The organism is Streptomyces sp. NPDC058534, from assembly GCF_042717365.1.
Classification (GTDB): Bacteria; Actinomycetota; Actinomycetes; order Streptomycetales; family Streptomycetaceae; genus Streptomyces.
Genome location: NZ_JBHXNW010000047.1, coordinates 1 through 24,245, shown reverse-complemented (window position 1 = coordinate 24,245; position 24,245 = coordinate 1). Strand labels below are relative to the sequence as shown.

General features: G+C 73.4%; 23 protein-coding genes. 13 read left to right on the top strand and 10 right to left on the bottom strand.

The window, feature by feature from the left end; translation table 11 throughout:
* The 3 genes from ACFWR9_RS26345 to ACFWR9_RS26335 form a co-directional block, all read right to left on the bottom strand.
* Window positions 1-2,041 (bottom strand): ATP-binding protein (locus ACFWR9_RS26345; protein ID WP_383846356.1); only part of this gene is annotated, 2,041 nt, incomplete at its 3' end.
* 164 nt (window positions 2,042-2,205) lie between these two features.
* Window positions 2,206-2,895, bottom strand: coding sequence for a GAF and ANTAR domain-containing protein (locus tag ACFWR9_RS26340; protein ID WP_383846355.1), 690 nt, complete (start codon window positions 2,893-2,895; stop codon window positions 2,206-2,208).
* A gap of 174 nt (window positions 2,896-3,069) precedes the next feature.
* Window positions 3,070-3,501: a cupin domain-containing protein gene (locus ACFWR9_RS26335; protein WP_383846354.1), complete on the bottom strand. Its 432-nt coding sequence runs from the start codon at window positions 3,499-3,501 to the stop codon at window positions 3,070-3,072.
* Between the two features lie 99 nt (window positions 3,502-3,600).
* On the opposite strand from ACFWR9_RS26335, the gene nsrR reads away from it, so the two are divergent.
* Window positions 3,601-4,047 (top strand): nitric oxide-sensing transcriptional repressor NsrR, encoded by a 447-nt coding sequence (nsrR, locus tag ACFWR9_RS26330; protein WP_383846353.1) that lies wholly within the window; start codon window positions 3,601-3,603, stop codon window positions 4,045-4,047.
* Between the two features lie 72 nt (window positions 4,048-4,119).
* Complete coding sequence (locus ACFWR9_RS26325) at window positions 4,120-5,316, top strand: globin domain-containing protein (protein ID WP_383846352.1); 1,197 nt, start codon at window positions 4,120-4,122, stop codon at window positions 5,314-5,316.
* A gap of 63 nt (window positions 5,317-5,379) precedes the next feature.
* Here the strand turns inward: ACFWR9_RS26325 and ACFWR9_RS26320 are convergent, their stop codons facing one another.
* Window positions 5,380-5,730 (bottom strand): hypothetical protein, encoded by a 351-nt coding sequence (locus ACFWR9_RS26320; RefSeq protein WP_383846351.1) that lies wholly within the window; start codon window positions 5,728-5,730, stop codon window positions 5,380-5,382.
* 212 nt (window positions 5,731-5,942) lie between these two features.
* Between ACFWR9_RS26320 and ACFWR9_RS26315 the strand changes: the two genes are divergently transcribed.
* Window positions 5,943-6,626: an adenosylcobinamide amidohydrolase gene (locus tag ACFWR9_RS26315; RefSeq protein WP_383846350.1), complete on the top strand. Its 684-nt coding sequence runs from the start codon at window positions 5,943-5,945 to the stop codon at window positions 6,624-6,626.
* 12 nt (window positions 6,627-6,638) lie between these two features.
* On the opposite strand, the gene ACFWR9_RS26310 is transcribed toward ACFWR9_RS26315, so the two are convergent.
* Window positions 6,639-6,899 carry a hypothetical protein gene (locus tag ACFWR9_RS26310; protein WP_383846349.1) on the bottom strand — a complete coding sequence of 87 codons (261 nt, stop codon included), beginning with the start codon at window positions 6,897-6,899 and terminating at the stop codon, window positions 6,639-6,641.
* A gap of 130 nt (window positions 6,900-7,029) precedes the next feature.
* Window positions 7,030-7,713: a snapalysin gene (snpA, locus tag ACFWR9_RS26305; protein WP_383846348.1), complete on the bottom strand. Its 684-nt coding sequence runs from the start codon at window positions 7,711-7,713 to the stop codon at window positions 7,030-7,032.
* Window positions 7,714-7,927: 214 nt separating this feature from the next.
* Between snpA and ACFWR9_RS26300 the strand changes: the two genes are divergently transcribed.
* Entirely contained in the window at window positions 7,928-8,914 is a 987-nt protein-coding gene (locus tag ACFWR9_RS26300) for a LysR substrate-binding domain-containing protein (RefSeq protein ID WP_383846347.1), read from the top strand.
* Window positions 8,915-8,992: 78 nt separating this feature from the next.
* On the top strand, window positions 8,993-9,736 hold the full coding sequence (locus ACFWR9_RS26295; RefSeq protein ID WP_383846346.1) for a PepSY domain-containing protein: 744 nt from the start codon (window positions 8,993-8,995) through the stop codon (window positions 9,734-9,736).
* Between the two features lie 75 nt (window positions 9,737-9,811).
* Here the strand turns inward: ACFWR9_RS26295 and ACFWR9_RS26290 are convergent, their stop codons facing one another.
* From ACFWR9_RS26290 to mdlC, 3 genes are all read right to left on the bottom strand, one after another.
* Window positions 9,812-11,065: an MFS transporter gene (locus tag ACFWR9_RS26290; protein WP_383846345.1), complete on the bottom strand. Its 1,254-nt coding sequence runs from the start codon at window positions 11,063-11,065 to the stop codon at window positions 9,812-9,814.
* Between the two features lie 67 nt (window positions 11,066-11,132).
* Window positions 11,133-12,587, bottom strand: a complete 1,455-nt coding sequence (locus ACFWR9_RS26285) for a benzaldehyde dehydrogenase (protein WP_383846344.1) — start codon at window positions 12,585-12,587, stop codon at window positions 11,133-11,135.
* A gap of 60 nt (window positions 12,588-12,647) precedes the next feature.
* Complete coding sequence (mdlC, locus tag ACFWR9_RS26280) at window positions 12,648-14,228, bottom strand: benzoylformate decarboxylase (protein ID WP_383846343.1); 1,581 nt, start codon at window positions 14,226-14,228, stop codon at window positions 12,648-12,650.
* A 94-nt stretch (window positions 14,229-14,322) separates the two neighbouring features.
* Here mdlC and ACFWR9_RS26275 point away from each other — a divergent pair, with 94 nt between their 5' ends.
* From ACFWR9_RS26275 to pgm, 3 genes are all read left to right on the top strand, one after another.
* Window positions 14,323-15,258, top strand: coding sequence for a LysR substrate-binding domain-containing protein (locus ACFWR9_RS26275; protein WP_383846342.1), 936 nt, complete (start codon window positions 14,323-14,325; stop codon window positions 15,256-15,258).
* Between the two features lie 60 nt (window positions 15,259-15,318).
* The gene (locus tag ACFWR9_RS26270; protein ID WP_383846341.1) at window positions 15,319-15,747 is read left to right on the top strand and encodes a hypothetical protein; all 429 of its coding nucleotides are present in this window, start codon (window positions 15,319-15,321) and stop codon (window positions 15,745-15,747) included.
* A 103-nt stretch (window positions 15,748-15,850) separates the two neighbouring features.
* On the top strand, window positions 15,851-17,491 hold the full coding sequence (gene pgm, locus ACFWR9_RS26265) for a phosphoglucomutase (alpha-D-glucose-1,6-bisphosphate-dependent) (RefSeq protein WP_383846340.1): 1,641 nt from the start codon (window positions 15,851-15,853) through the stop codon (window positions 17,489-17,491).
* Between the two features lie 4 nt (window positions 17,492-17,495).
* Here the strand turns inward: pgm and ACFWR9_RS26260 are convergent, their stop codons facing one another.
* Window positions 17,496-18,467, bottom strand: coding sequence for a LysR family transcriptional regulator (locus tag ACFWR9_RS26260; RefSeq protein ID WP_383846339.1), 972 nt, complete (start codon window positions 18,465-18,467; stop codon window positions 17,496-17,498).
* Window positions 18,468-18,581: 114 nt separating this feature from the next.
* Here ACFWR9_RS26260 and ACFWR9_RS26255 point away from each other — a divergent pair, with 114 nt between their 5' ends.
* From ACFWR9_RS26255 to ACFWR9_RS26235, 5 genes are all read left to right on the top strand, one after another.
* A complete protein-coding gene (locus ACFWR9_RS26255; protein WP_383846338.1) occupies window positions 18,582-19,049 on the top strand; it encodes an ATP-binding protein in 468 nt (155 codons plus the stop codon).
* 58 nt (window positions 19,050-19,107) lie between these two features.
* Window positions 19,108-21,006, top strand: a complete 1,899-nt coding sequence (locus ACFWR9_RS26250; RefSeq protein WP_383846337.1) for a SpoIIE family protein phosphatase — start codon at window positions 19,108-19,110, stop codon at window positions 21,004-21,006.
* A gap of 225 nt (window positions 21,007-21,231) precedes the next feature.
* Window positions 21,232-22,104 (top strand): hypothetical protein, encoded by an 873-nt coding sequence (locus tag ACFWR9_RS26245; RefSeq protein ID WP_383846336.1) that lies wholly within the window; start codon window positions 21,232-21,234, stop codon window positions 22,102-22,104.
* 112 nt (window positions 22,105-22,216) lie between these two features.
* Entirely contained in the window at window positions 22,217-22,918 is a 702-nt protein-coding gene (locus ACFWR9_RS26240; protein ID WP_383846335.1) for a class F sortase, read from the top strand.
* A 134-nt stretch (window positions 22,919-23,052) separates the two neighbouring features.
* On the top strand, window positions 23,053-24,192 hold the full coding sequence (locus ACFWR9_RS26235; RefSeq protein ID WP_383846334.1) for a SchA/CurD-like domain-containing protein: 1,140 nt from the start codon (window positions 23,053-23,055) through the stop codon (window positions 24,190-24,192).
* Window positions 24,193-24,245 lie beyond the last annotated feature (53 nt).

Here is a 24,245-nt window from a genome sequence, read left to right as displayed (position 1 = left end):
AAATACACCATGATCTTGGCGGCAAGCCTTTTTTTTTAATAAGTGACTGGTCGGGGGTGGAGTGGCCGGGGGGGGGCGGCGGGGGGGGGGCCGCCCCCGGGGCGGCGGCGCCCCGCGTGGAGTCGGCGCCGTCCGGCGTGGGGTTGGTGCCGGTCCGCGAGGCGCCGGTGTCGGCGGAGCGCACGGCCTGGCGGAAGCTGCTGAAGCGGGCCGCGCGTACCTTCGCGTCGTCGGCCGCCGGTGCGGGGCGCGGTTCGGCGGCACGGGCGGTGGCCCGGGCGCGTTCGGCCGCGGCGAGGGTCCTGCCGCGCCGGCGCTTGGGCAGCCCGGTGACCGCCTCGTCCGACTCCCGGTCGGCCAGGTCGTGCGTGGGCGGCGGCTCGGGGATGGCGGGGGTGGGTCCGGACTCCGGTTCGGGGGTGGCGGGGGCGGACCCGGGCTTCGGGGCGGGCACGGCGGGGGCGGTCCCGGTCTCTGGTTCGGGCGCGACGGGGGTGGACCCGGTCCCTGGTTCGGGCAAGGCGGGGGCGGACCCGGGCTTTGGGGCTGGGACGGAGGGGACGGTCCCGGTCCCCGGTTCGGGCACGGCGGGGGCGGTCCCGGTCTCCGGTTCGGGGGTGGCGGGGGCGGACCCGGGCTTCGGGGCGGGCACGGAGGGCTCGGTCCCGGTCCCCGGTTCGGGCGCGGCCTCGGCGGCTCCGGTCTCCGGGAAGGGCGCGGCCTCGGCCGAGGCCGGCCCGGGACCCGGTTCCCGCGCGGGAGCGGTCGCGGGCGGTGCGGAGCCGCGCGGCCGGTCGGCGGGGGCCGCCACCGGCGGGGCCGCCGGACCGTCGGAAGCGCCGGGGCCGCTCAGAATGTCCTGGGGGATGAGCATCAGCACGCCCGTGCCACCGCGCGCCGACGGCCGGAAGGACACCTTCAGCCCGTACTTGGCCGACAGCCGGCCCACGACGGCGAGGCCGAGCCGGGTGCCGGTCAGACCACCGAGCCCGGCGGCCTCTCCGGCCACCGCCTGCTGGGCCCGGCGCAGCTGCACCTCGCCCATCACGAGACCGCTGTCCTCCACGGACACGATCGCCCCGGCCGGCACCGCCTCCACGTAGACGTGGACCTCGGCGGTCGGCGGCGAGAAATTCGCCGCGTTGTCGAGGAGTTCGGCCAGCGCGTGCATGACGCCCTCGGCGGCGTGCCCGGCGACCGCGGCGTCACTGGCGGAGTGCACCCGCACCCGCTGGTAGCCGGCGATACGTCCCATGGCGCCGCGGAGAATGGACTCCATGCCGATGGGCCGCGCCCAACGGCGTCCGGAGCGGGCCCCCGTGAGGACGGCGACGGAGTCCGCGAGCCGGCCGGCCTGCGCGGTGCGGTGGTCGAGGTGGAGCAGGTCGGCGAGGACGTCCTCGTCACTGTGCCGCTCCTCCATGGCGCGCAGGTCCGCGAGCATCCCGGTGGCCAGCGCCTGCATCCGGCCGGCCGCGTTGGCGGTCGCGGACACGGCGGCGGCACGTTCGCCGCGCGCCCGGTCCAGCCGCGACCGCAGCAGGCCGGTCTCCTCGGCGAGCTGCGCGACCTCCTGCGCGCGCTGCTCGGCCAGACGCATCCGCTCCTGCTCGAAACCGGCGGCGAGTTGTTCCCGCTCGCGGTCGAACCCGTTCAGCAGGCCGCTGCGTTCACGGTCGGCCTCGGCCACGAGGTCGGCCTGCTCGCGGTCGGCCTCCGCCCGCAGTCGCTCCCGCTCCTGCCGGGCGCGCTCGGACAGCTGCCCCCGTTCCTGGGCGAGGGCTCCCGCCTCCGCGCGGGCGGCGTCCAGCAGCCGGCGCGTGGCCCGTTCCCGACGGACGGCGTGCACGGCCACCGTCACGGCGAGACAGAGCAGGATCGCCGCCGCGCTCGCGCCCAGGCCGAGCGGCAGGCGTACCGAGGAGGGCGCCGCGGCGACGGCGCCGCCGACGGCGAGCGCCGACACCACGGCGCAGGGCAGGGCCACGGCCACCAGGGTGCGGGGAGCGGGTCGGTCGCCGGGGCGGGCGGGCGCGGTCATCAATCGGGTCCTCGCCAGGCCGCCTGAGCGGCCCTCGTGTCGTCCAACGGGGCGCGTGCGAGCAGGGGTAGTCACACGCCACTCAACGGACGATCACTATACGAGAGTTCGTGATCGAAACGAGAGGAAGTCGGTCAATCTTTGCTCATGCGTGCGCAAGCCGCTCAGGGCAGGCCGCCCAACTCGCAGACCCTGGCGGCGAGATCACGCAGTTTGACGTTGTTGTCCTGCGAGTACCGGCGCAGGGTGGCGAAGGCCTGGTCCTCGGTGAGGCGGTGGCTGCCCATGAGGATGCCCATGGCCTCGCCGATGGTGTGCCGGGTGCCGATGGCCTCCTGCAACTGGGCGTGCGTACGGGCGCTGGAGAAGGCGACCGCCGCGTGCGAGGCCAGCAGCCAGCCGGCCGTCTCGTCGGCCTCGGTGAAGGCGCCGGGCCGGTAGGAGTAGAGGTTCAGCGCACCCAGTTCCTCGTCGTCCGTGAACAGCAGGAACCCCATCATGCTGCCGAGCTTCAGCTTGCGGGCCTCGGGGACGTACTGGGGCCAGCGCCGTGCCTCGTCGTCGAAGTCGGCGATCCGGAACTGACGGTGCCCCTGCGCGGTGCGGGCCGCGTCGAAGCACGGTCCCTCACCGACCCGCTCCTGGAGCGCGTCGCTCTCGACGACCACCTGATCGGTGGGGGCGAGCGACTGCACCCGCCGCCCGCTCAGGATGAGGATGCCCGCGGCGTCGCAGCCCTCGAGCAACTCCTTGGCCGAGCCGGTGATCCGCTCCAGTGTGCCGTTCACCGACTCCTGGGCCAGCAGATCACGGGCAAAGGACGCCATCTGTTGCGCGAACCCGCGCCAGTCCATGCCGTCACCTCCCTCGCTTCCCTGCTTCCTCGCTTCCGGAGCGAGTGCCCGCAGAAGCGGGAGAGCAACAGCGGAAGTCGCGCCCCACGCATCTTGATTCACGCTACATCTAAATGCATCGTGCGCTGATGGAAACTCCTGAGGCCCCGCCGCCTCCCAGACGCCGGTCCGGCGTCAGGCGCCGTCGGGCCGGAGCCGGTCGGCGGCGCCCGGCGGCTGCACGCGCATGCCGGGACGCCGCCGGTGCACGGTCAGGTACGTCACCCCGTCCGGGCCGGCGACCACACCCCGGGCCGAACCGTGCGGCAGCCAGGTCAGGACGCCCGCGTGCAGAGGGCGGTCGCCGTCGGTGCAGACGAGGGAGGCCGCGCCGTCGAGGACGAGCAGCATGACGTCGAGGTCCGGTTCGGTGTGCGTACCGACCCGCCCCGCCGCGGGGACGCGGACGACGTTGGCGTCGAGCTGCCGACCGGGTTCCGCCAGTCTCCACAGGGCGCCGGTGGCCGCCTCGTCGCCGAGCGACAGCAGTCGCGCGGTGTCGCACAGGACCCGGGGGAGGGGCGGGCCGGGTGCCGGGGCGGGGGAGCCGTCTTCGTGCCCTGCCATCAGAGGTCACCGCACCTTCCGCGCCCGGTGACGCGTGCCACGGAGTCATAGCCGTCAATAAACACGAATCCATTATGCGTATTTGATAGCGTCACGGCTGTGCGGCTGACGAAGTTCACCGACCTGGCGCTGCGTTCCGTCATGCGCCTGGCGGTCGTGAGAGACGGTGACGACCCGCTGACCACCCGCGAGGTGGCGGATGCCATGGGCGTGCCGTACACGCACGCGGCGAAGGCCGTCACCCGGCTCCAGCACCTCGGCGTGGTCGAGGCGCGGCGCGGTCGCGGCGGCGGGCTGGCGCTGACCGACGCGGGGCGCGACGCCTCGGTCGGCCGGCTGGTACGGGAACTGGAGGGGGACGGTGAAGTCGTCGCCTGCGAGGGCGATCCGCCGTGCCCGCTGCGGACGGCCTGCCGGCTGCGGTCGGCGTTGCGCGACGCGCAGGAGGCGTTCTACGCCGCACTCGACCCGCTGACCGTCGCCGACCTGGTGGCCTCGCCCACCGGCCCGGTGCTCGTCGGCCTGTCGGACCGCCCCTCGGCATGACGGGCGTGCGCCCGTGGAGGCGCGTGCCCGCGGCCTAAAACACGAATATCATCTACCAATCAAGGATCCGCCGTGCTCTCCGAACAGTCCGTCCCCGTGGTCCGCGCGACCCTGCCCGCCGTCGGAGCGGCCATCGGTGACATCACCGAGCTGTTCTACCGGAAGCTGTTCGACGCGCACCCCGAGCTGCTCCGGGACCTGTTCAACCGCGGCAACCAGGCCAACGGGGAGCAGCAGCGGGCGCTGGCCGGCTCCGTCGCCGCGTTCGCCGGCCTGCTGCTGGAGAATCCCGAGGCCCGTCCCGACGTCATGCTGTCCCGGATCGCGCACAAGCACGCCTCCCTCGGCATCACCTCCGACCAGTACAAGACCGTCCACCGCCATCTGTTCGCCGCGATCGCCGACGTCCTCGGCGACGCCGTGACCCCGGAGGTCGCCGCCGCCTGGGACGAGGTCTACTGGCTGATGGCCAACGCGCTGGTGGCCGTCGAGTCCCGCCTCTACGCGGAGGCGGGCGTGGCCGAGGGAGACGTCTGGCGCCGGATGGAGATCGTCGAACGGCGCGAGGAGAGCGCCGACGCGCTCAGTCTCGTCCTGCGGCCCGCCGACGACCGCCCCACGGCGCCCTTCCGCCCGGGCCAGTACGTCGGTGTCCGCTCCGAACTGCCCGACGGCTCCCGGCAGATCCGCCAGTACAGCCTGTCCGCCGCGCCCGGCGGCACCGACCTGCGCGTCACCGTCAAACGCGTGCACGGCGACGGGCGGCCCGACGGCGAGGTCTCCTCCTGGCTGCACGCGCACGCCCGCGAGGGCGACGTACTCACCGTCTCCGCCCCCTTCGGCGACCTCGCCCTCGCGGAGGACGACGGACCGCTGCTGCTCGCCTCCGCCGGTATCGGCGTCACCCCCGTACTGGCCATGCTCGACCACCTGGCCGCCGTCGGCGCCACCCGGCCGGTGACCGTCGTCCACGCCGACCGCACCCCCGCCGACCACGCCCACCGGCGGGAACAGCGCGACCTGATCCGTGCGCTGCCCGACGCCCGGCTGCACCTGTTCTACGAGGAGCCCGGCGACGCGGCACCGGAGGTGTCGGCCGGTCTCGTCGACCTCGCCGGAGTCGAACTGCCCCCGGGACTCACGGCCTACCTGTGCGGCCCGGTGCCCTTCATGCGCGCCGTCCGCGGCGACCTGCTCCGCCGCGGCGTCCCCGCCGGGGCCGTCCACTACGAGGTCTTCGGACCCGACTTCTGGCTCGGACAGTCGTAGCGGGCGCGGCGGCCCACGCGCACCGGTGCGGCCACCGTGTCGTCGCGGAATTCCGCGCGGACGTTAGGCCGCAGCGGTGACCGCGGTCGTGATGGCGGTGTCGACGCGGGCGTGCACGACCAAACGGGTACCGGAGGTGTCCGCGTTGTTCTCCAGCAGCCGCCGGACCGGCGCGCTGTGGGTGACCACGGACATCAGGACACCGAGCCGGCCGCACCACTGATGGGCCCGGAGCACGGCGCTGACCGCCGCGTGGCCGTCGGCCCCGTCGGTCAGCACGATGACGACGGGGGTCGGCTGATGGGCGTCGACCAGGTTGGTGATGTGCGTGGTCAGCGTGGCCCGCCCGTCGATTCCCGGGTCCCGGTCCACCGTGATGACCAGGACCCCATGCTCCAGGGTGTTGGACAGCATCGCGGCCTCCGATCCGTCGCCTCGTGGCGAAGTTGTGTTCAGTGAAGGTCCCCGGCACCGGGTCCGCAACGCACCCATGACCGGACCCCGTGACCGCACCCCGTGACCGCACCCCGCACCTCTCCGGGCGGCCGCCCCCAGGCACATCCGCACTGAGTACGATCGTCCGGTCCGCCCGGACCCCCGCCGGCCACCCCGAGGAGCCCCGACCCGTGCCCGCCCTGCTGCCCCCGCCCCGCACCGGGCACCGCCTGCCGGACCCGGAGCACCTGACGCGGCTGGAGGACGGCGAACGGCTGCACGCCCTGCTCTGGCGTCCGGGCCCGGGCTGGCGGATGGCCAGCAGCGCCGTGCTGGGCGGCGGGATCGCCGAGCGCGCGTGGGTGCTCAACGCCCAGGTCGCCCACGGGTACCGGCGTACCGACCCCGCCCGCCACCTGGCGGGCCTCGCCCACGCCGCCGGCGCCCGGGGGCCCGGTGTGGGTCTGATGACGGCCGCCGACGTGTCCGCTTTCGCCCGCGCACGCGACGGCGGGGCCGAAGCCGTCGTGACCGCCGGCATCTCGGTGCGCGGCTGGGCCGCCTCGCCCGAGGAGGGCGCCCCCGCCGCCGCGCCGCCCGGGACGATCAACATCGTGGCCGCGGTGCCGGTCGCGCTGAGCGACGCCGCACTGGTCAACGCGGTGATGACGGCGACCGAGGCCAAGGTGCAGGCCCTGCTGGACGCGGGCCTCGACTGCTCGGGAACCCCCACGGACGCCGTGTGCGTCGCCGCCCGCGCGCCGCACGCCGCCGCGGTCACGCACTCCTTCGCCGGCCCCCGCTCCGAATGGGGAGCCCGGCTCGCACGCGCCGTCCACCGGGCCGTACGGGCGGCGCTGCCCGCCCCCGGGTGAGCGCGGGCCCCGCTACAAGGACGTCCTGCGCCGCATCGCCATCGTCCGCACGACCAGTGCCGCGGCGAGCAGCACCCAGGCCACGGCGCTGTACGCCCACGCGGTCGCGCCCCGGGCGAGATCGACGACGGTCCACACCGCCCACAGGGCGAGCACGACGCACAGCGCGGTCCAGGCGATGTCGGAGAGGCGGGTGCGCAACTGGGCGCGCTGCCGTGTGCCCGGTTCCAGGTCGCCGAGACGGCTGTCGGCGGGCGTCTGCCGCTCGTCCATGTCGGACTCCTTCCGGAGGTCGTGGATAGGTGAACTCCGGTTACCCGCGAAGGGGTTGGGCAAGCAGGCCGACACGCGTGCACGTGGGGGCGGCCCCGGCCGGGCCGCCCCCACGTGTGTCATCGGGCCGTCAGCGCGCCGAGGTCTTCTCCAGCGCCTTGTCGAGGGCCGCCTTGAAGCCGTTGACCCACAGCTGGTTCACCCGGCCGCGCTCGGCGGCGTTCGGGTAGGCGTTGGTGCACGACGGGCCGGGGCCGCCGCCCGACATCAGCTCGCTGCACGGCCCCGAGTAGTGGTCGGGCAGGCCGAGCACGTGCCCGGTCTCGTGCGCGGTCACCCGCGTCGAGTCGTACTGCTGGTTCTGCCGGTAGTCGAGGAAGATGTACCCGTTGCCGTGCCCGTCCGTCGAGGCGTACGAGCCGCGCGAGTCGTTGCCCTCGTAGTACGCGAAGTCCGCGCCGGAACTTCTCTCCGCGAGCCGCACGTTGGACACCGAGCCGTTCCAGATCTGGGTGGAGCGGGATATCTGCGAGCGGAAGCTCGGCGCGTTGGTGGCGCTGTAGTAGACGGTGACGGCCGCCGCCGACGACGGACTGGCGGCGCGCTTCTCGGCCACCGACTTGATGACCGCCTCGAAGAACGCCCGGTTCGCGGCCGCGTCCTCGCCCGAGCCGGCCGAGGGCTCGAAGCCCAGGTGAGCGGCCTGGGACGGCGCCTGGGGAGTGGCGGCCGTCGCGGCGGGAGAGGTACCGAGCAGCGCCGCCGTCAGGCCGAGACCGGCCGCGGTGGAGAGCAGGGGCATGCTGATGCGCATCGATGACTCCTAGAGTGGGGGAGTGGGGAGAAGTCGTCACCGGTGAGTGTGGAGCGCCCATGAGCCCGCTGTGATGATGGCAACCGGTGATAGGCCCGGGCTATCACCGCTCACCACGACCCGGGTGCGGCTTGGACCGGAGTGCAGAACTCGCCCTGATCCGCCGCGTTTTGTTCACCTGGCGCAACCAACTGTTCCGCCCTACGCTCCCTGCATGGAGCTCGAGGTGAGGCACCTACGCGCGCTGTGCGCCATCGCCGACGCCGGCAGCCTGCACCGGGCGGCGCGCCAACTCGGTGTCAGCCAGCCCACGTTGAGCACCCAGCTGAGCCGCATCGAACAGGCCCTGGGCGGCCCTCTGTTCGTCCGCGAACGCACGGGCTGCCGCCCGACACCGCTCGGCCGCTCCGTCCTCGGCCGCGCCCGTCCGTTGCTGGCCGACATGAGCACCCTGGTCCGGGAGACCCGCGCCGCCGCGGCCGGCGGCGACAGCAGGCTGCGGGTCGGCTCCACCGCCAGCCGCGCCCTGGCCGGCTGGCTGCGCCGGCTCAGACGCCCGGGCCTGGAACCCACGCTCCAGATGGACGTCTCCGCCAACGCGCTGCTGCGCCGGGTCGCCGAAGGACAGCTCGACGTCGCCTTCGTGCACGAGGTCGAGGGCAGCGCCCTGCACGTCCCCGAGGGGCTGCGCCTGCGCGTCCTCGTCGAACGCGAACCGCAGTTCGTGATGCTGCCCGCCGACCACCCCGCGGCCACCCGCCCCGTCGTCCGCCTCGCCGACCTGGCCGACGACCGCTGGATGGTCGACCCCACCGTCGACGGCGAGTGGGACGGCGTGCACCGCATGCTGCGCGCCGTCGGCCTCAACCCGCGTGTCCTGCACGGCGATTACCACACCGCCGCGTCCCTCGTCGCCACCGGCGAGGTTGTGACCGTCTGCCAGCCCAGCTCCCAGTCCCGTCCCGACATGGCGGTGCGGCGCCTGTACGGCGACCCCCTCGGCGTACGCCTGCTGCTGGCCGCGCGCACCCGCGCCGAGCTGGACGCCGTCTTCCCGGCGCTGGAGGAGGCGTACTGGGAGGTGGCCCGCCAGTCGACCCCGTACCGGGAGTGGCTGGAGGGCGCCGGGATCCGGATGCTGCCCCGGCGCCCGCTGGCCGGGGGCGGCACCGACCGGGTCGAGTTCGTCCGGGCCCGCTGAGCCCCCCGGCCCGGCCGATGGGGTGATTTTCCTACCGGGTCGGTGTGTCTGCGTGACGGAAGGGTTACGGAGAGCATCATGAGCTCTGCACGACGACTCCCGACGCTGCGTTCGCTGGCCGTGATGGGTGCCCTGGGCACCTCCGTTCTGCTGCTGACCGCCTGCACGAACGCCGATACGACACGTTCGAGCGTCGCGGAGGCGGCCCAGACCGGGTCTCCGACCGCGACCGCCACCGATTCCCCGTCCCCCACCGCCTCTCCCTCCTTGAACGAGGACCAGGCCGAGCGCAAGGACCTCGTCTCGGCGACGAAGGTCACCTGGGACAAGGCCGCCGACACCGCCGTCAAGGAGGTCCCCGAGGGCAAGCTCGTGGACCTCGAACTCAAGCGCACGGAGGCCGACGTCACCGCGTCGCCGACCGGCTCCCCGAGCCCCAGCATGCCGAACCCGGCGCCCAGTCAGGGCGCCCCCGAATGGGAGGCCAAGGTCGCCGAGACCGACGGCACCGTGCACCGCGTCGACATCGACGCGGTGAGCGGAAAGGTCTTCCGCATCCAGGCCGACCCGGACCAGGACGCCGACGACAAGAGCCAGACGGCCGACTGGCTGGGCAAGGCCAAGCAGACGCCCGAGCAGGCGGTCAAGGCGGCCACCGGCGCGGCCAAGGGCACCGTCACCCACGTCGAACTCGGCGAGAACGACAACCAGCAGGTCATCTGGGCCGTCGACGTGGTGTCCACCGACAACTGGAACAAGACCACCGTCGGTGTCGACGCGGCGAACGGCAAGGTCCTGACCCAGGACGTCGACAACGACTGAGCCACCGGACCCCGGACGCGGACGGGAGCAGCGGGTCACCGGACCCACTGCTCCCGTTCCGCGTGCCGTGCGCCGTCACCCGGCGGGCGCGGCGGCCTCCGCCGGGTCGTTCGCCCGGCCGCGGGGGAGCGTCATGACGGCGAGGAAGCCGAGGACCGCGACCGCGGCGAAGAAGTAGAAGCCCCACGGGTGGCCGACCCCCGAGGCGACCAGCGCGCCGGTGATCGACGGGCCGACGATCGAGCCGATCCGGCCGATCCCGGACGCCGAGCCGAGCGCGGTGCTCCGTACGGACGCCGGGTAGAAGTTCGTCACGTAGGCGTAGACGAGCACCATGGCCGAGAAGACGAACACGCCGGTGAGGAAGACGACGAGGTTGAGCATCAGGTCGCTCTCCATCCTGATGCTCAGGCACCCCAGCATGACCACCGAGACCGCGAACCAGACCATGGTGGTGCCCTTGATGCCCCGCCGGTCGGCGACGAACCCGCCGAGGACCAGGCCGACGACGCCGCCGACATTGAGCACGAGAAGCTGCGTGACGGCGGTCGGCACGGGGTAGCCGGCGTCGTTCATCAGCTTCGGCAGCCAGGTGTTGAGGCCGTAGACCAGCAGCAGGCCCATGAACGACGCGACCCAGATGCCGATGCCCGCACGCAGGTACGCCGGCTTCAGCAGCTCGGTGAACGCCACCCGCCGGGCCCCGTCCCGCTCGGCCCGCACGAAGGCCGCCGACTCCGGCAGCTTGAACCACTGGATGACGGCGATCACGAGGCCGACGACGCCGAGCAGGTAGAAGAGGATCTCCCAGTCGTCGGCCACCTGGAGGGCCAGCAGCGAGGTGATCACCGCACCGGTGTGGTAGCCGGTCATCGTCAGCGTGCTGGCCCGCGCCCGCCGGCTCGCCGGCATGTGCTCGGCCATCATCGTCAGCGAGACCGGCATGCAGGCGCCCAGGCCCAGACCCGCGAGGAGGCGCAGCGCGGCGAACATCGCGACGGAGTTCGCCAGCGGTACCACGACGGTGAGGACCGAGAAGAGCACCACCGACCCGATGAGCAGCCGGCGGCGCCCCAGCCGGTCGGCCAGCGGACCGACGCAGAGCGCGCCGATGGCGACGCCGACGAGCGACAGCGTCGCGATGGTGGTCGCGTCGCCCGTGGTCATGCCGAGGTGATGGGTCTTGAGCAGAGTGGGGATGATGGCGCCGAGGACGACGAGGTCGTAACCCTCCAGCAGGACGGTGATCCAGCAAAGGACCACCGTCCAGGAGCTGTTGCCGGCGCGGCCGGCCTGTGCGGGCGCGTCGGACGTGGTGGTGGAAGCCATGATGACTCTCCCCCCGGGGGACGGGTGTGAGTGAGCGGAGCCGGAACGGCCGGGGCGGCCGGAGGGATCAGAACGGGTAGTCGGCGATGTCCGGGCGGACCGTCACCCACTGGGTCTCCGTGAACGCCTCGACGTTGGCCGCCGCGCCGCCGAAACGGGAGCCGGTGCCCGATGCCTTGACCCCGCCGAAGGGGGCGCCCGGCTCGTCGCTGACGGTCTGCTCGTTGATGTGCACCTTGCCGGAGTCGATCCGGTCGGCCAGCTTCATCGCCGTACCGACGTCGCCGAGGATGCCGACCGACAGCCCGTACTCGCAGTCGTTGACGATCCGCGCGGCCTCCTCCAGCGTGGAGAAGGCGATGACCGGCGCGACGGGGCCGAAGATCTCCTCGCGCCACGCGGGCATGTCGGTCGTCAGACCGGTGAGGACGGTGGCGCGGTAACCGGCGCCGGCGGTCTCGCCGCCCGCGGCGACCTTCGCGCCGGCCGCGACGCTGTCGGTGACGATGCCGTGCACCCGCTCCAGCTGCCGGCGGTCGATCAGCGGGCCGAGCGCCACGTCCTCGCGGGCCGGATCGCCGACCGGCAGGGCGTCGGCCTTCGCGGCGAGCGCGGCGGTGTACTCCGCCACCAGCGACTCGTGCACGATGTGCCGGCCGGTCGTCATGCAGATCTGCCCCTGGTGCAGGTAGGAGCCGAACGCACCCGCCGAGGCCGCCTTCGGCACGTCCGCGCCGGGCAGCACGACCAGCGCGTTGTTCCCGCCGAGTTCCAGATGGGCCCGCTTCAGCAGCCGACCGGCCCGCTCACCGATCGCCCGCCCGACCGGCGTGGAGCCGGTGAAGGAGACGACCCGCACCTCCGGCGCCTCGACGACCGCCTGTCCGACCGAGCCGTCGCCCGGCAGCAGGTGCAGGACACCGGCGGGCAGCCCGGCCTCCTCGAAGATGCGGGCGATGACGACACCGCCGCCGACCGCGGTGCGCGGGTCGGGCTTGAGCAGCACGGCGTTGCCGAGGGCGAGCGCCGGGGCCACGGAGCGCAGACCCAGGACGAGCGGGAAGTTGAAGGGCGCGATCACGCTCACGACACCGGCCGGGCGGCGGCGGGCGAGCGACCAGCGGGCCTCCTCGGAGGTGAGCACCTCGCCCTGCGGGTGCGTCGGCAGTCCCGCGCACTCGAAGCACTCGCCGATCGCGAGCCCCACCTCGAAGGCGGCCTTGGACCGCACCGAGCCGGCCTCGCGCACCAGCCAGTCCTCGATCTCGGCGGCGTGCTCGGTGAACAGCTCACCCGCACGCCGCAGCACGGCCGCCCGCCCCTGCGGCCCGGTCGCCGCCCAGACGCGCTGGGCCTCGGCGGCCCGGGCGGCGGCGCGGCCCACGTCCTCGGCCGTGGCCAGACCGACCGCGCCCAGCCGGTCGCCGGTGGCCGGCTCGGTCACCGGATGCTCCATGGGGGAGTCCCGCCAGCCGTCGCTGTAGAACTTCCGGCCCCAGACGTCGCTGTCCAGGAGTGTCATCGTGTCCCTCTCTTCGTGCTCTTCGTGCTCTTCGTGCGCGTTCTCGGGATGTCGGTACGGTCAGGAAGGCGTGGTGAGCGCCGTGTCCACCTGGATCAGCCGGGGGCGGTCCACCCGCTCGGCGAGCACCGCACGCAGCTCCTCGGCGCCGTCCACGTGCCGGGCGTGGACGCCGTAGCCCTCCGCGATACGGGTGAAGTCCAGCCCCGGGATGTCGAGGCCGGGGGCGTCCGGCACGCCGAGCAGCCCGCCGAACCAGCGCAGCGCCCCGTACGTGCCGTTGCGCAGCAGTACGACGGTCAGCGGGACCCGGTGCTGCGCCGCCGTCCACAGTGCGGTGATGCCGTAGTTGGCCGAGCCGTCGCCGACCACCGCCACGACCGGGCGGTCGGGCCGGGCCATCGCGACACCCACCGCGCCGGGCAGGCCGAAACCGAGCCCGCCGGCCGCCGGGAAGTAGTAGGAGCCGGGCCGGCGCAGGTCCATCTGGCGCCACCAGGCAGCGTTGGTCGACGTCGACTCGACGACGTACGCCGTGTCCGCGGGCAGTTCGTCGCGCAAGGCGGCGAAGACCTGCTCGGGGTGGAGACCGGGGCCCTCGGCGGTGAGCGGTTCGGGCGCCGGCCGGTAGGGGGCCGCGGGCGTCGCGGGCGCGTCCAGCGACTTCAGGAGCAGGTCGACGACGGCCGAGGGATCGGCGACCAGGGCCTCGCCCATCGGCGCCCGCGCGGCGGCCGACGCGTCCCCGGTCACCTGGATCAGCCGGGTGCCCTCGGGAAGGTAAGGGCCGGGGAGGTGCTCGTGGTAGCGGAAGACCGGCGCGCCCAGCACGAGCACGAGGTCGTGCCCCTCGAAGGCCGCCGAGACCGGTGCGATACCGGCGGGCAGCACGCCCTGGAACTGCGGGTGCCGGTTCGGAAAGGGCAGCCGGAACAGCGAGGGGGCCGCCCACACCGGAGCGCCCAGCCGCTCGGCCAGCCGTACCGCGTCGTCGAAGAGGCCGTCGGAGTCGATGTCGCCGCCCAGCACGAGGGCGGGGCGGCGGGCCGCGGCGACCCGCTCGACGAGCCGGTGACCCTGCCCGGTACCGGGCACGCCGGCCAGCTCGACCCGCCGGTCGAGTACCGCCAGCGCGTTGTCGCCGGCCTCGGCCGACCAGTCGTCGTACGGCACCGAGAGGTACGTCGGCCGCCGCTGGAGCCGCGCCTCGAAGACGGCCTGGGCGAGGGCGCGCGGCACGTCCTCGGCGCACGCCGGTTCCGCCGCCCAGCCGACCAGCGGCTTCATCAGGGCGGGGGCGTCGACGCTGGCCAGGTTGGCCTCCGGGCCGATGGCGGGCCTGACCTGCTGGCCGGCCAGCACCACGAGCGGGGTGCGGGCGGCCACCGCGTTCGTCAGCGCGCCCATGGCGTTGCCGGAACCCGAGGCGGCGTGCAGGTTGACCAGTACCGGGCGGCCGGTCGCCTGGGCATACCCGTCGGCCATCCCGACGACGGCGCCCTCGTGCAGGCCGAGCACGTAGCGGAAGCCGTCGGGCAGCCCGGCGAGGAAGGGCAGCTCGTTGGAGCCCGGATTGCCGAAGACGGTGGTGAGTCCCTGGCGCTCCAGGAAATCGTGGGAGACACGACGCACGGATGGCACGGACATTCCTTTCGAAGTGACGTCCGACACGTTAGGCACCCCGCGACATGGGCACCAATAGATGTTTCGGTGCTCCGATATAGAGTCCGTCGATATGGGCACCTTCGATCTCAACCTCGCCCGGGTCTTCGTGCTGCTGTACGAGACCGGCAGCGTCACGGCCACCGCCGAGACGCTGCACGTCACGCAGCCCACCGTCAGCTACAGCCTGGGCAAGCTCCGGCGGCACTTCGACGACGAGCTGTTCCGCCGCAACGGGCGCGGACTGACACCCACGGCCGGCGCCCGGCGGCTGTACGAGCCGCTGCAGCGCGCCCTGGCGGAGATCGACGGGACGGTCCGGCAGGGCGACGTCTTCGACCCCGCGACCATGTCGGGGCGCTTCACGATCGCGCTGTCCGACCTCGGCGAGGCGACGCTGCTGCCGAGGCTCCTCGCCGCGGCGCGCGAGCGGGCGCCGGGGGTGTCGTTCACCGTCCGCCCCTTCGACGTGGAGGACGCCGAGAGCCAGCTGCGCCGCGGCGACCTCGACGTGTTCGTGGCCACCCCGGTGATCACCTCGCACCTGACCGTGCGGGTCCCGCTCTTCCGGGAGCGCTACGTCCTGATGGTCGCCGCGGACCATCCGCGCATCCGGGGCGACGCGGCCACGCTGGCCGACCTCGCGGCCGAGCACCACGCGACGGTGTTCGGGCCGAGCGGGCACGTCGCGCCCCGGGCCGTGCTGGCCGCCCACGGACTCCTGGAACGGGTCGCCGTGGACGCCACCCGCTTCTCGATGCTGCCCTACCTGCTGGAGCAGACCGACCTCGTAGCCATCGTCCCCGAGTTCGTCGGGGAGGTCTTCACCGCCTCGCACCGGGTGCGCCTGGTGCGCCTGCCGTTCGAGACCGAGCCGATCGAGATCGCCCTCTACGCCCGGCACGAGTCCTCGCGCGCTCCCGCGCAGCGGTGGCTCGTCCAGTTCATGGCGGAGGTGCTGGGCGAACAGGTGAGCCCGGCCCAACTGCCGCCGACCGCCGCCCCCTGACGCCGGACGCCCCGCGAACTGCGGGTGTTTGCCGTCGCGGTGAGGGGCAAGGCGGTGTCCATGAGCGATCCGAACAAGGACACGAACAAGAAGCCCACCACTACGCGGACCGCCGAGGCCAAGGCCGAGAGCGCCGCCGAGAAGGCGACCGCCCCGGCCTCCCGGGCGACACGCGCCGCCGCGGACAAGGCGGGTGACGCCGCGTCGGCCGCCAAGGCCGGTGCCCAGCGTTCCGCCCAGGTCGCGAACGGCGCCGTGCAGACGGCCGCCAAGGGTGTCGAGGCCGGCCGCCAGGCCGTCGTCACCACCTCGGGCCAGGTCGCGGCCGGGGCCAAGACCGCGTGGACGGTCATCGCCCACCGCAAGCTCGTCGCCGCGGGCGTCGGCGCCGGCATCACCGCCCTCAGCGCGGCGTCGTACGCGGTGGGCAGGCGATCGGGCCGTCACACCCAGGGCCCCCTCACCCGTCTCACCGGAGGCCGGATCTGACGCCCTTTCCGGACGGCCCCGGCCGGAACACAGAGCGCCGCTCCCCGGACAGGGGAAGATGGGACCGCGAGCGAAGTCCCTACCGATGCGGAGGAGTGGGCGCATGCAGCACGACCGAGCCGGGAAGCCGGCCGGCCCCGAGGACCTGATCGACGTCGCCCGGCTGGTGACGGCGTACTACGCCCTGCACCCGGACCCGGCGGAGCCCGCCCAGCGCGTGGCCTTCGGCACGTCCGGGCACCGGGGTTCGTCCCTCGCGGCGGCGTTCAACGAGGACCACATCGCCGCCACCAGCCAGGCCATCTGCGAGTACCGCTCCGCACAGGGCACCGACGGCCCGCTCTTCCTGGGCGCCGACACCCACGCCCTTTCCGAGCCCGCGAGGGTCACCGCGCTGGAGGTGTTCGCCGCCAACGACGTGACGGTCCTCGTGGACACCGGGGACGGCTACACCCCCACCCCCGCGGTGTCACACGCCATCCTCACCCACAACCGGGGCCGCGACTCGGGCCTCGCGGACGGCGTGGTCGTCACCCCCTCGCACAACCCGCCGGCCGACGGCGGCTTCAAGTACAACCCGCCGAACGGCGGACCGGCCGGTTCGGACGCCACCTCCTGGATCCAGGACCGGGCCAACGAGATCATCGCGGCCGGCCTGAAGGACGTACGGCGCATCCCCTACGCACGGGCGCTCGCCGCACCCGGCACCGGTCGCTACGACTTCCTCGACCGCTACGTCTCCGACCTGCCTGCCGTCCTCGACCTCGACGCGATCCGCTCGGCCGGTGTCCGGATCGGCGCCGACCCGCTGGGCGGCGCCTCCGTCGCGTACTGGGGCCGGATCGCCGAGCACCACCGCCTCGACCTGACCGTGGTCAATCCGCTCACCGACCCGACCTGGCGGTTCATGACGCTGGACTGGGACGGCAAGATCCGCATGGACTGCTCGTCGCCCCACGCGATGGCCTCCCTCATCGAGCGGCGCGACCGCTTCGCCATCGCCACCGGCAACGACGCCGACGCCGACCGGCACGGCATCGTCACCCCCGACGGCGGCCTGATGAACCCCAACCACTACCTCGCCACCGCCATCGCCTACCTCTACGCCCACCGCACCGACTGGCCCGCCGACGCGGGGGTGGGCAAGACGCTGGTCTCCTCCGGCATGATCGACCGGGTCGCCGGCGATCTCGGCCGGCGGCTGGTCGAGGTCCCGGTGGGCTTCAAGTGGTTCGTCGGCGGTCTCCTCGACGGCTCCCTCGGCTTCGGCGGCGAGGAGTCCGCGGGGGCGTCCTTCCTGCGCCGGGACGGTTCGGTGTGGACCACCGACAAGGACGGCATCATCCTCGCCCTGCTCGCCTCCGAGATCACCGCCGTCACCGGCAGGAGCCCCTCCGAGCACTACGCCGCGCTCACCGGCCGCTTCGGTGAACCCGCCTACGCCCGCATCGACGCCCCCGCCTCCCGCGAGGAGAAGGCCCGGCTGGCCCGGCTGTCCCCGGCCGAGGTCACCGCCGACACCCTCGCCGGCGAGCCGGTGACCGCCGTCCTCACCGAGGCACCGGGCAACGGCGCGCCCATCGGCGGCATCAAGGTGACCACCGAGAACGCGTGGTTCGCGGCCCGCCCCTCCGGCACCGAGGACGTCTACAAGATCTACGGGGAGTCGTTCCTCGGCGCCGGCCACCTCCGGCAGGTGCAGGACGAGGCCAAGCTCGTCGTCCTCGGCGCCCTGGGCGGCTGAGACCTCACCTCCGGCCGGCCTCGCCCTGGGCCCCGCGGCGCAGGGCCCAGGGCGGCGCCCAGACCTTCGTGTCGAGCCGGACGGACGGCCGCGAGACGAGGTACGCGTGCAGCGCGGCCAGCCCCGGATGCGCGTTGCCGGTGTGCCGGAGCAGGGAGTGCGGATAGACGGGCGCCGGATCGCGCACCGGGATGCGCCGCAGGTCGTGGCCGGCCGGCCAGACCAGCGGCGTGTGCTCGCTGAGGAAGGTCGAGACCGTCGAGGACTCGGAGATGGTGTCCAGGAGGGCCTCCACGCCGAAGTTCGGGCCGATCGCGTCGACGGTGAACCCGAACTCGGCGGCGAACGCGTCGTAGTAGGCCGACCACTCGGTGCCGGGGACGTTCCCGGGCATCCAGACGCGCTGTCCGGCGAGCTGCCCCGGGGTCACCGCCCGTGCCTTCGCGAACGGGTGGGACGGCCCGGTGAACAACTGGAGCGGCTCGTCGAAGACCGGCGTGGCCTCGATGCCGTCGGGCAGCCGCTGCCCCGGCATCGCGACGCAGCGGAACGACGCGTCGATGGCCCCGGAACCGATGGCGGCGACGGCGGTGTGCGCGTCGGGGAGGGTGACCACGTCGAGGTCGACGTCGGGACGGGCGCGGTGGAAGTCACGCAGCAGACCGGCCGTCGCGGCCCGTCTGCCGATCACGTCCACCCGCAGCGGACGGCGCCCCGGCCGCACCGAGGCGACGGCCCGCTCCTCGGCGTCCAGCAGCGCACGGGCGTGCGGCAGGAACGCCTGCCCGTCGATGGTGAGCCGGGCCCCCCGCGCGGTCCGGGTGAACAACGCCACCCCCAGGTCCTTCTCCAGCGCGGCGACACGCTTGGAGACGGCCTGCTGGGTGACGGACAGCCGGGCGGCGGCGAACTGGAACTGCCCCGCCTCCGCGACGGCGACGAAGGTGCGTACGGCGCTGAGATCCACGACGGCCATCGTACGAGCGTGACGCCGCTGCCACCCTGTGGTCGCTGCGGCCGGTGATGTTTCACAGATTCCGGGGTAGACGAGCTGGCGTAACGGTCAAGGCTCAGGAAGAGGGCGGATCGGATGGACAGGGCTGCCCGGCATGGGGACCGGCGAAGTGAGCTGGTCAAGGTTTCGGCGGAGTACGAGGGCATTCCCGGCGACATCGCCCGGGGCCGCGAGCTGGCCCGGAGATTTCTCGCCCGGGTGCGGGCCGCCCAGGACCGCACGGTGTCCGACCGTGCGGCGGACCTGGTGCAGCTGGTGGTCAGCGAGCTGCTGACGAACGCCTGCAAGTACGCGCCCGGTCCCTCGCTGGTCGACCTGGAGCTGGCCGACGACCGGGTGGAGGTCACCGTGTGGGACAGCGAACCGGTGCTGCCCGTCGCCGAGGCCACCGACCCCGGCCGCGTCGGCCGGCACGGGCTGGAGATCGTCATGGCCGTGTGCCACAGCTTCGAGGTGCACCGGGAACCCGTCGGCAAGCGCATGAGGGCCGCGGTGATGCTCGGCGACGACCTGAACGGCACCGCCCTCGGTCACTCCTCCTGAGCCGCCGCCCGCTGAGGGAACCTGGCGGGATGGACGCCATCGGAAGGCTGTGAGGGTCGTGACATCACGCTGGCCCGACCACCAAGGGGACGACGAACCGGGGCACCAGGAGCCGGACGGCCCTGCGCCGGAGTCCGACTTCCCCCGAGCCGTCCTGCGCGCCCTCGGCGCCGGCGTCGTCACCCTGGGTCCGACGGCCCGGATCACCTCCGTGAACCCCTGGGCCGAGCGTCTGCTGGGACGAACCGAGGGGGAGATGCTCGGACACGACGCGCACGACCTCCTGCACCGGCACGCCGACGGCAGCCCCGTACCGCGCGAACGGTGCGCCCTGCGCGACCCCCTGCACGGGGTGCCCGCCGAGAAGGGCAGCGACGAGTACTTCCAGCGGGCCGACGGCACGACGGTCCCCGTCACCTGGGCGGCCACGCCGCTCCTCCGCAGGGGCCGGCAGGAAGGGCTGGTGCTCGTCTTCCACGACGCCGGCCCGCGCCGCGTCACCGCCGACGGGACCGAGACCCGGACCGCCGCCCTGGAGACCCTCACCGCACAGCTGCACCTGGTCGCGGAGATCTCCGCGGTGCTGATCCCCACCGAGCCCACCACGACCACACTCCGCCGCCTCCTGCGGCTGCTGGTGCCCGAACTGGGGCAGTGGGCGGCGGTCGACGTCTACGCGGGGGAGTCGGACCTCCTGGAGCGGGCCGCGGTCCGCAGCAGCGCCGACCCGGACCTGGCACGCCGGCTGCGGGGGCCCATGACCGCGCTGCCGGACCAGGCCCGCGCCGCGCTGACCCTGCTGATCAACGGCGAGCGGCCCGTCCCGCTGAGCGCCGACGACCTGTTCCGGGACCCGGAGAACCCGCTCGCCACCACCCACCGCGTGCTGTTCGAACGGCTCGGCGGACACGCGGCCGTCGTCGTCCCGCTCCGCACCCGGCAGCGTTCCTACGGCGTACTGACCGTGGCCCGCACCGGCGACCACCCCGCCCACACCGGGGCCGAGGCTGCGCTGCTGGCCGACATCGGCCGCCGCGTCGGACTGCTCCTCGACAACGCCCGGCTCTACCGCGAGCAGCAGAACGTCGCCGCGACCATGCAACGCCAGCTCCTGACCCCCCTCCCGCAGGTGGACCACCTCCGCATGGCCGCCCGCTACTGGCCCGCCGAGAGCGCCATGGAGGTCGGCGGCGACTGGTACGACGCGTTCCTGCTCGGCGACGGCGTGATGGCGCTGGTCATCGGGGACGTGGTCGGGCACGACCTGCAGGCCGCCGCCCACATGGCCGAGGTCCGCAACATGCTGCGTGCGCTGGCCTGGGACCACCAGGAGCCGCCCAGCGTGATCATGCGCCGCCTCGACGAGGCGGTCACCAACACCAGCGACGCCCCGATGGCCACCCTGGTCTTCGCCCGCGTCGAGGGCCCCGAGGGCGGCCCCTGGCACCTCCACTGGGTCAACGCGGGCCACCCGCCGCCACTGCTCGTCACCCGGGAGGGCGAGCCCCGGTTCCTGGACGGCGGCCACGGCCCGCTCATCGGCATGAGCGCCACCCTGCGCCTCGGACTGCACTGGCCCGACACGCGCGAGGAGCTGCCGCCCGAGAGCATCCTCCTGCTCTACACCGACGGCCTGGTGGAGAGCCGCGACCGCCCCGTCGACGTGGGCATGGACCAGCTCCGCCACCACGCCGGAGTGCTGGGCGGCCGTGTGGACAAGTGGAGCGTCGACGACTTCTGCGACGAAGTGCTCGCGCGCATGGCGCCGCGCGGCGACGACGTCGCCCTGCTGGCCCTGCGCCTGCCCGCCGCCGGAGCCGGCGCTCCCGGCGACACCGCGCCGCCCCCGCCGGCCCAGTCCGCCCACAGCCAGGCCACCCCCGACCGGGCCGCTCCCGGCTCCCTGCGCCAGCGGCCCGCGGTGCGGGATCCGACCCGCGTCGACCCGGCGGAGTAGCCCTTGCGGGTGACGTCGTGTCAACGGGACCGGAATGCCCATCAACTGCTCTTCACCCGGGGCCCTTTGAACGCTTCAGCAGGTCCTCGCGGGCGACCGGCGTTCACCCGGCTGAGCGCCTTGAGTGGTGCGAGAGGGACGGCTGGCTGACGGTGATTCACGTCGGGCCGGGTCACCTCAGCTGACGAAGCACCAGCTGCCCGGTCGTGACGGAAGGAACCACAGATGCGTTCTGCTCGCACGCTCCTGACCACGGCGGCCGCCTCGGCCGTCATCGTCCTCGGTGCCCCCGGCGCCTACGCGGCGTCCCTGGCCGACTGGGACCACGACGACTCTTCCTACAGCAAGGAGCACGACAACGGAAGCAAGCACGAGAAGCCCAACGGCGGTATGGACACCGGTGGCGGCGCGCTGACCGCCGTGGGCGAGGGCGACTGGGACGGCGGCGAGTCCAAGAAGGACGAGGGCTCGGAGTCGTCCAAGAAGGACGAGGGCTCGGAGTCGTACAAGAAGGACGAGGGCTCGGAGTCGTACAAGAAGGACGAGGGCGAGAAGTCCTGGGAGGGTGACAAGCACGAGAAGCCCAACGGCGGTATGGACACCGGTGGCGGCGCGCTGACCGCGGTGGGCGAGGGCGACTGGGACGGCGGCGAGTCCAAGAAGGACGAGGGCTCGGAGTCGTACAAGAAGGACGAGGGCTCGGAGTCGTACAAGAAGGACGAGGGCGAGAAGTCCGAGGAGGGTGACAAGCACGAGAAGCCCAACGGCGGTATGGACACCGGTGGCGGCGCGCTGACCGCCGTGGGCGAGGGCGACTGGGACGGCGGCGAGTCCAAGAAGGACGAGGGCTCGGAGTCGTACAAGAAGGACGAGGGCTCCGAGACGTACAAGAAGGACGAGGGCTCGGAGACGTACAAGCAGGACGAGGGCGAGAAGTCCTGGGGCGGCGAGCACGAGAAGCCGCGCGGCGGGATGCACACCGGCGGCGGCGGACTGGACATGCCGACCACGACCGCGGGCGGGCTCGCCGTCCTGGCCGTCGCCGGCGCCGGCCTGTACGCCGTCCGACGCAAGAAGTCGGCAAACGGAATGGCCTGAGCCGTGCCGGGCGCGATAGCGGCCGGGCCGCCACCAGGAACCACGTGGCGGCCCGGCTCGCTTTCCCCCTCCCTGTCCGCCCTGCCGCCGTGCCCTACCGAGGTGGTCCTCGATGACAGTCCCCCCTTCGACCCCCGCCGACGACGAGAAGACGTCGACCGGCCAGGGACCCCGCCCCGGCCTGATGGTGCTGTGCGGAGTGGCCCTGCTGATCCTGGCGGTCAGCCTGATCGGCGGCAACGACACGTCGGCCGACTCCTCCCGCCCCCCGCTGCCCGCACAGCCCGGAACGTCGGCCCCGCCCAGGACCGGCCCGTCCTCGACCGGCAGCCCGTCCGCGACCGGCCCGACCGGACCGGTGCTGCCGCGGTCCAAGCCCGTGCGGCTGTTGATCCCGGAGATCTCCGTCGACGCCCCCTTCACCGACCTCGCCATCAACGAGGACGGGCAGCTCCAGCCCCCGCCGGCCGCCGACACCAACCTCGTCGGCTGGTACGCCAAGGGCGTCTCCCCCGGGGAGCGGGGCACCTCGATCATCGCCGGGCACGTGGACACCAAGACGTCCGCCGCGGTCTTCGCCCGCCTGGGCGAACTGGACGAGGGAGACGTCTTCCACGTCCGCCGCGCCGACGGACGCAAGGCGTCCTTCGAGGTCCACGGCCTGGAGACCTTCGCCAAGGACGAGTTCCCCAGCAAACGTGTGTACGGGGACACCGACCGACCCGAGGTGCGGCTCATCACCTGCGCGGGCGCCTACGACCGCAAGGCCAAGGACTACACGGAGAACCTGGTCGTCTTCGCGCACCTCACCTGAGCCGGCGCAGGTCACCCGCGCAGTGCACACGAGTCGCGCGCAGTCGGGGCAGGGCAGAGGATCGAGAGACACGCCGGCGTCGCAGCACCGCGGGCGACGTTCAGTTCCGCCTCCGCGAAGGAGATGTGCGCAGGATGACCATCACATCCACCCCTGCTTCCGACCCGTCGGCACGCCAGGTGTCGCACCAGGTCTCCCAGTCCGTGTTCGACGGCTCCCGCCTCCGGGTGGTCCTGCTGGTGGAGGTCTACGACGGGGCCCAGCAGCAGTTCCTGGAGACGTACGAGAACCTGCGCAGCCACGTCGAGTCCGTCCCCGGGCACATCGCCGAGCAGTTGTGCCAGTCCATCGAGAACCCCTCCCAGTGGCTCATCACCAGCGAGTGGGAGAGCGCCCCGCCGTTCCTGGACTGGGTGAGCAGCGAGGAACACGTGCGGATGGTCAAGCCGCTGCACAAGTGCGTCCGGCACACCAGGTCGCTCCGTTTCCACGTGGTCCGCGAGACCGGCCGGCCGGCAGCGGGCGACGAACCCGGCCGGGGCGGGCTCCAGTCGGCACCCCGGATCGGTGACGGCGTGATCCGGCACGCCCTCACCTTCACGGTGAAGCCCGGCAGCGAGGACGCGGTCGCCAGGATCCTCGCCGACTACGCCTCGCCCGAGCCGCGCGTCGACGACACCACGCGCCTGTGCCGTACGTCCCTGTTCCTGCACGGCAACCGGGTGGTGCGGGCCATCGAGGTGCGCGGCGACCTGCTCGCGGCCCTGCGGCACGTGGCCGCGCAGCCCGAGGTGCGAGCCGCCGAGGAGGCCCTCAACCCGTATCTGGAGCAGGACCGGGATCTCGGCGACCCGGAGTCCGCGCGGGTGTTCTACACGCGGGCGGCGCTGCCCGCCGTGCACCACGTGACGGCGGGGGAGCGGGACCCGGCGGCGCAGCGCCACGCGCTGTCGTACCCGGCCCGGCCGGGGCACGGCATGCGGCTGGCGCAGCTCCTCGCCGAGCGCGACGAGGCGGCGGCCGACGACCCGCGCAGCCCGGTGCTGAGCAGCACCATCTTCCAGCGCGACGAGATCGTGGTGCGGCTGGTCGATGTGCGCGGCGACCTCCGGGCCGGCGACCCCGCGGACACCCTCGGCCTCCCCGACTCCGCCCGGGTCACCGAACTGACCACCCTGCTGGACGGCCCGGCCCGGCCGGGCGACGAACTCGTCCGCGCCCTGGAGGGCGCCCGGATGGAACCGGTCACCGACCGGCGAGCACCCGACGCCTGAGCCGGCACCGGACGCCGCGGACACGAGACGGGGGGGGGCGGCGGGGGGGGGGG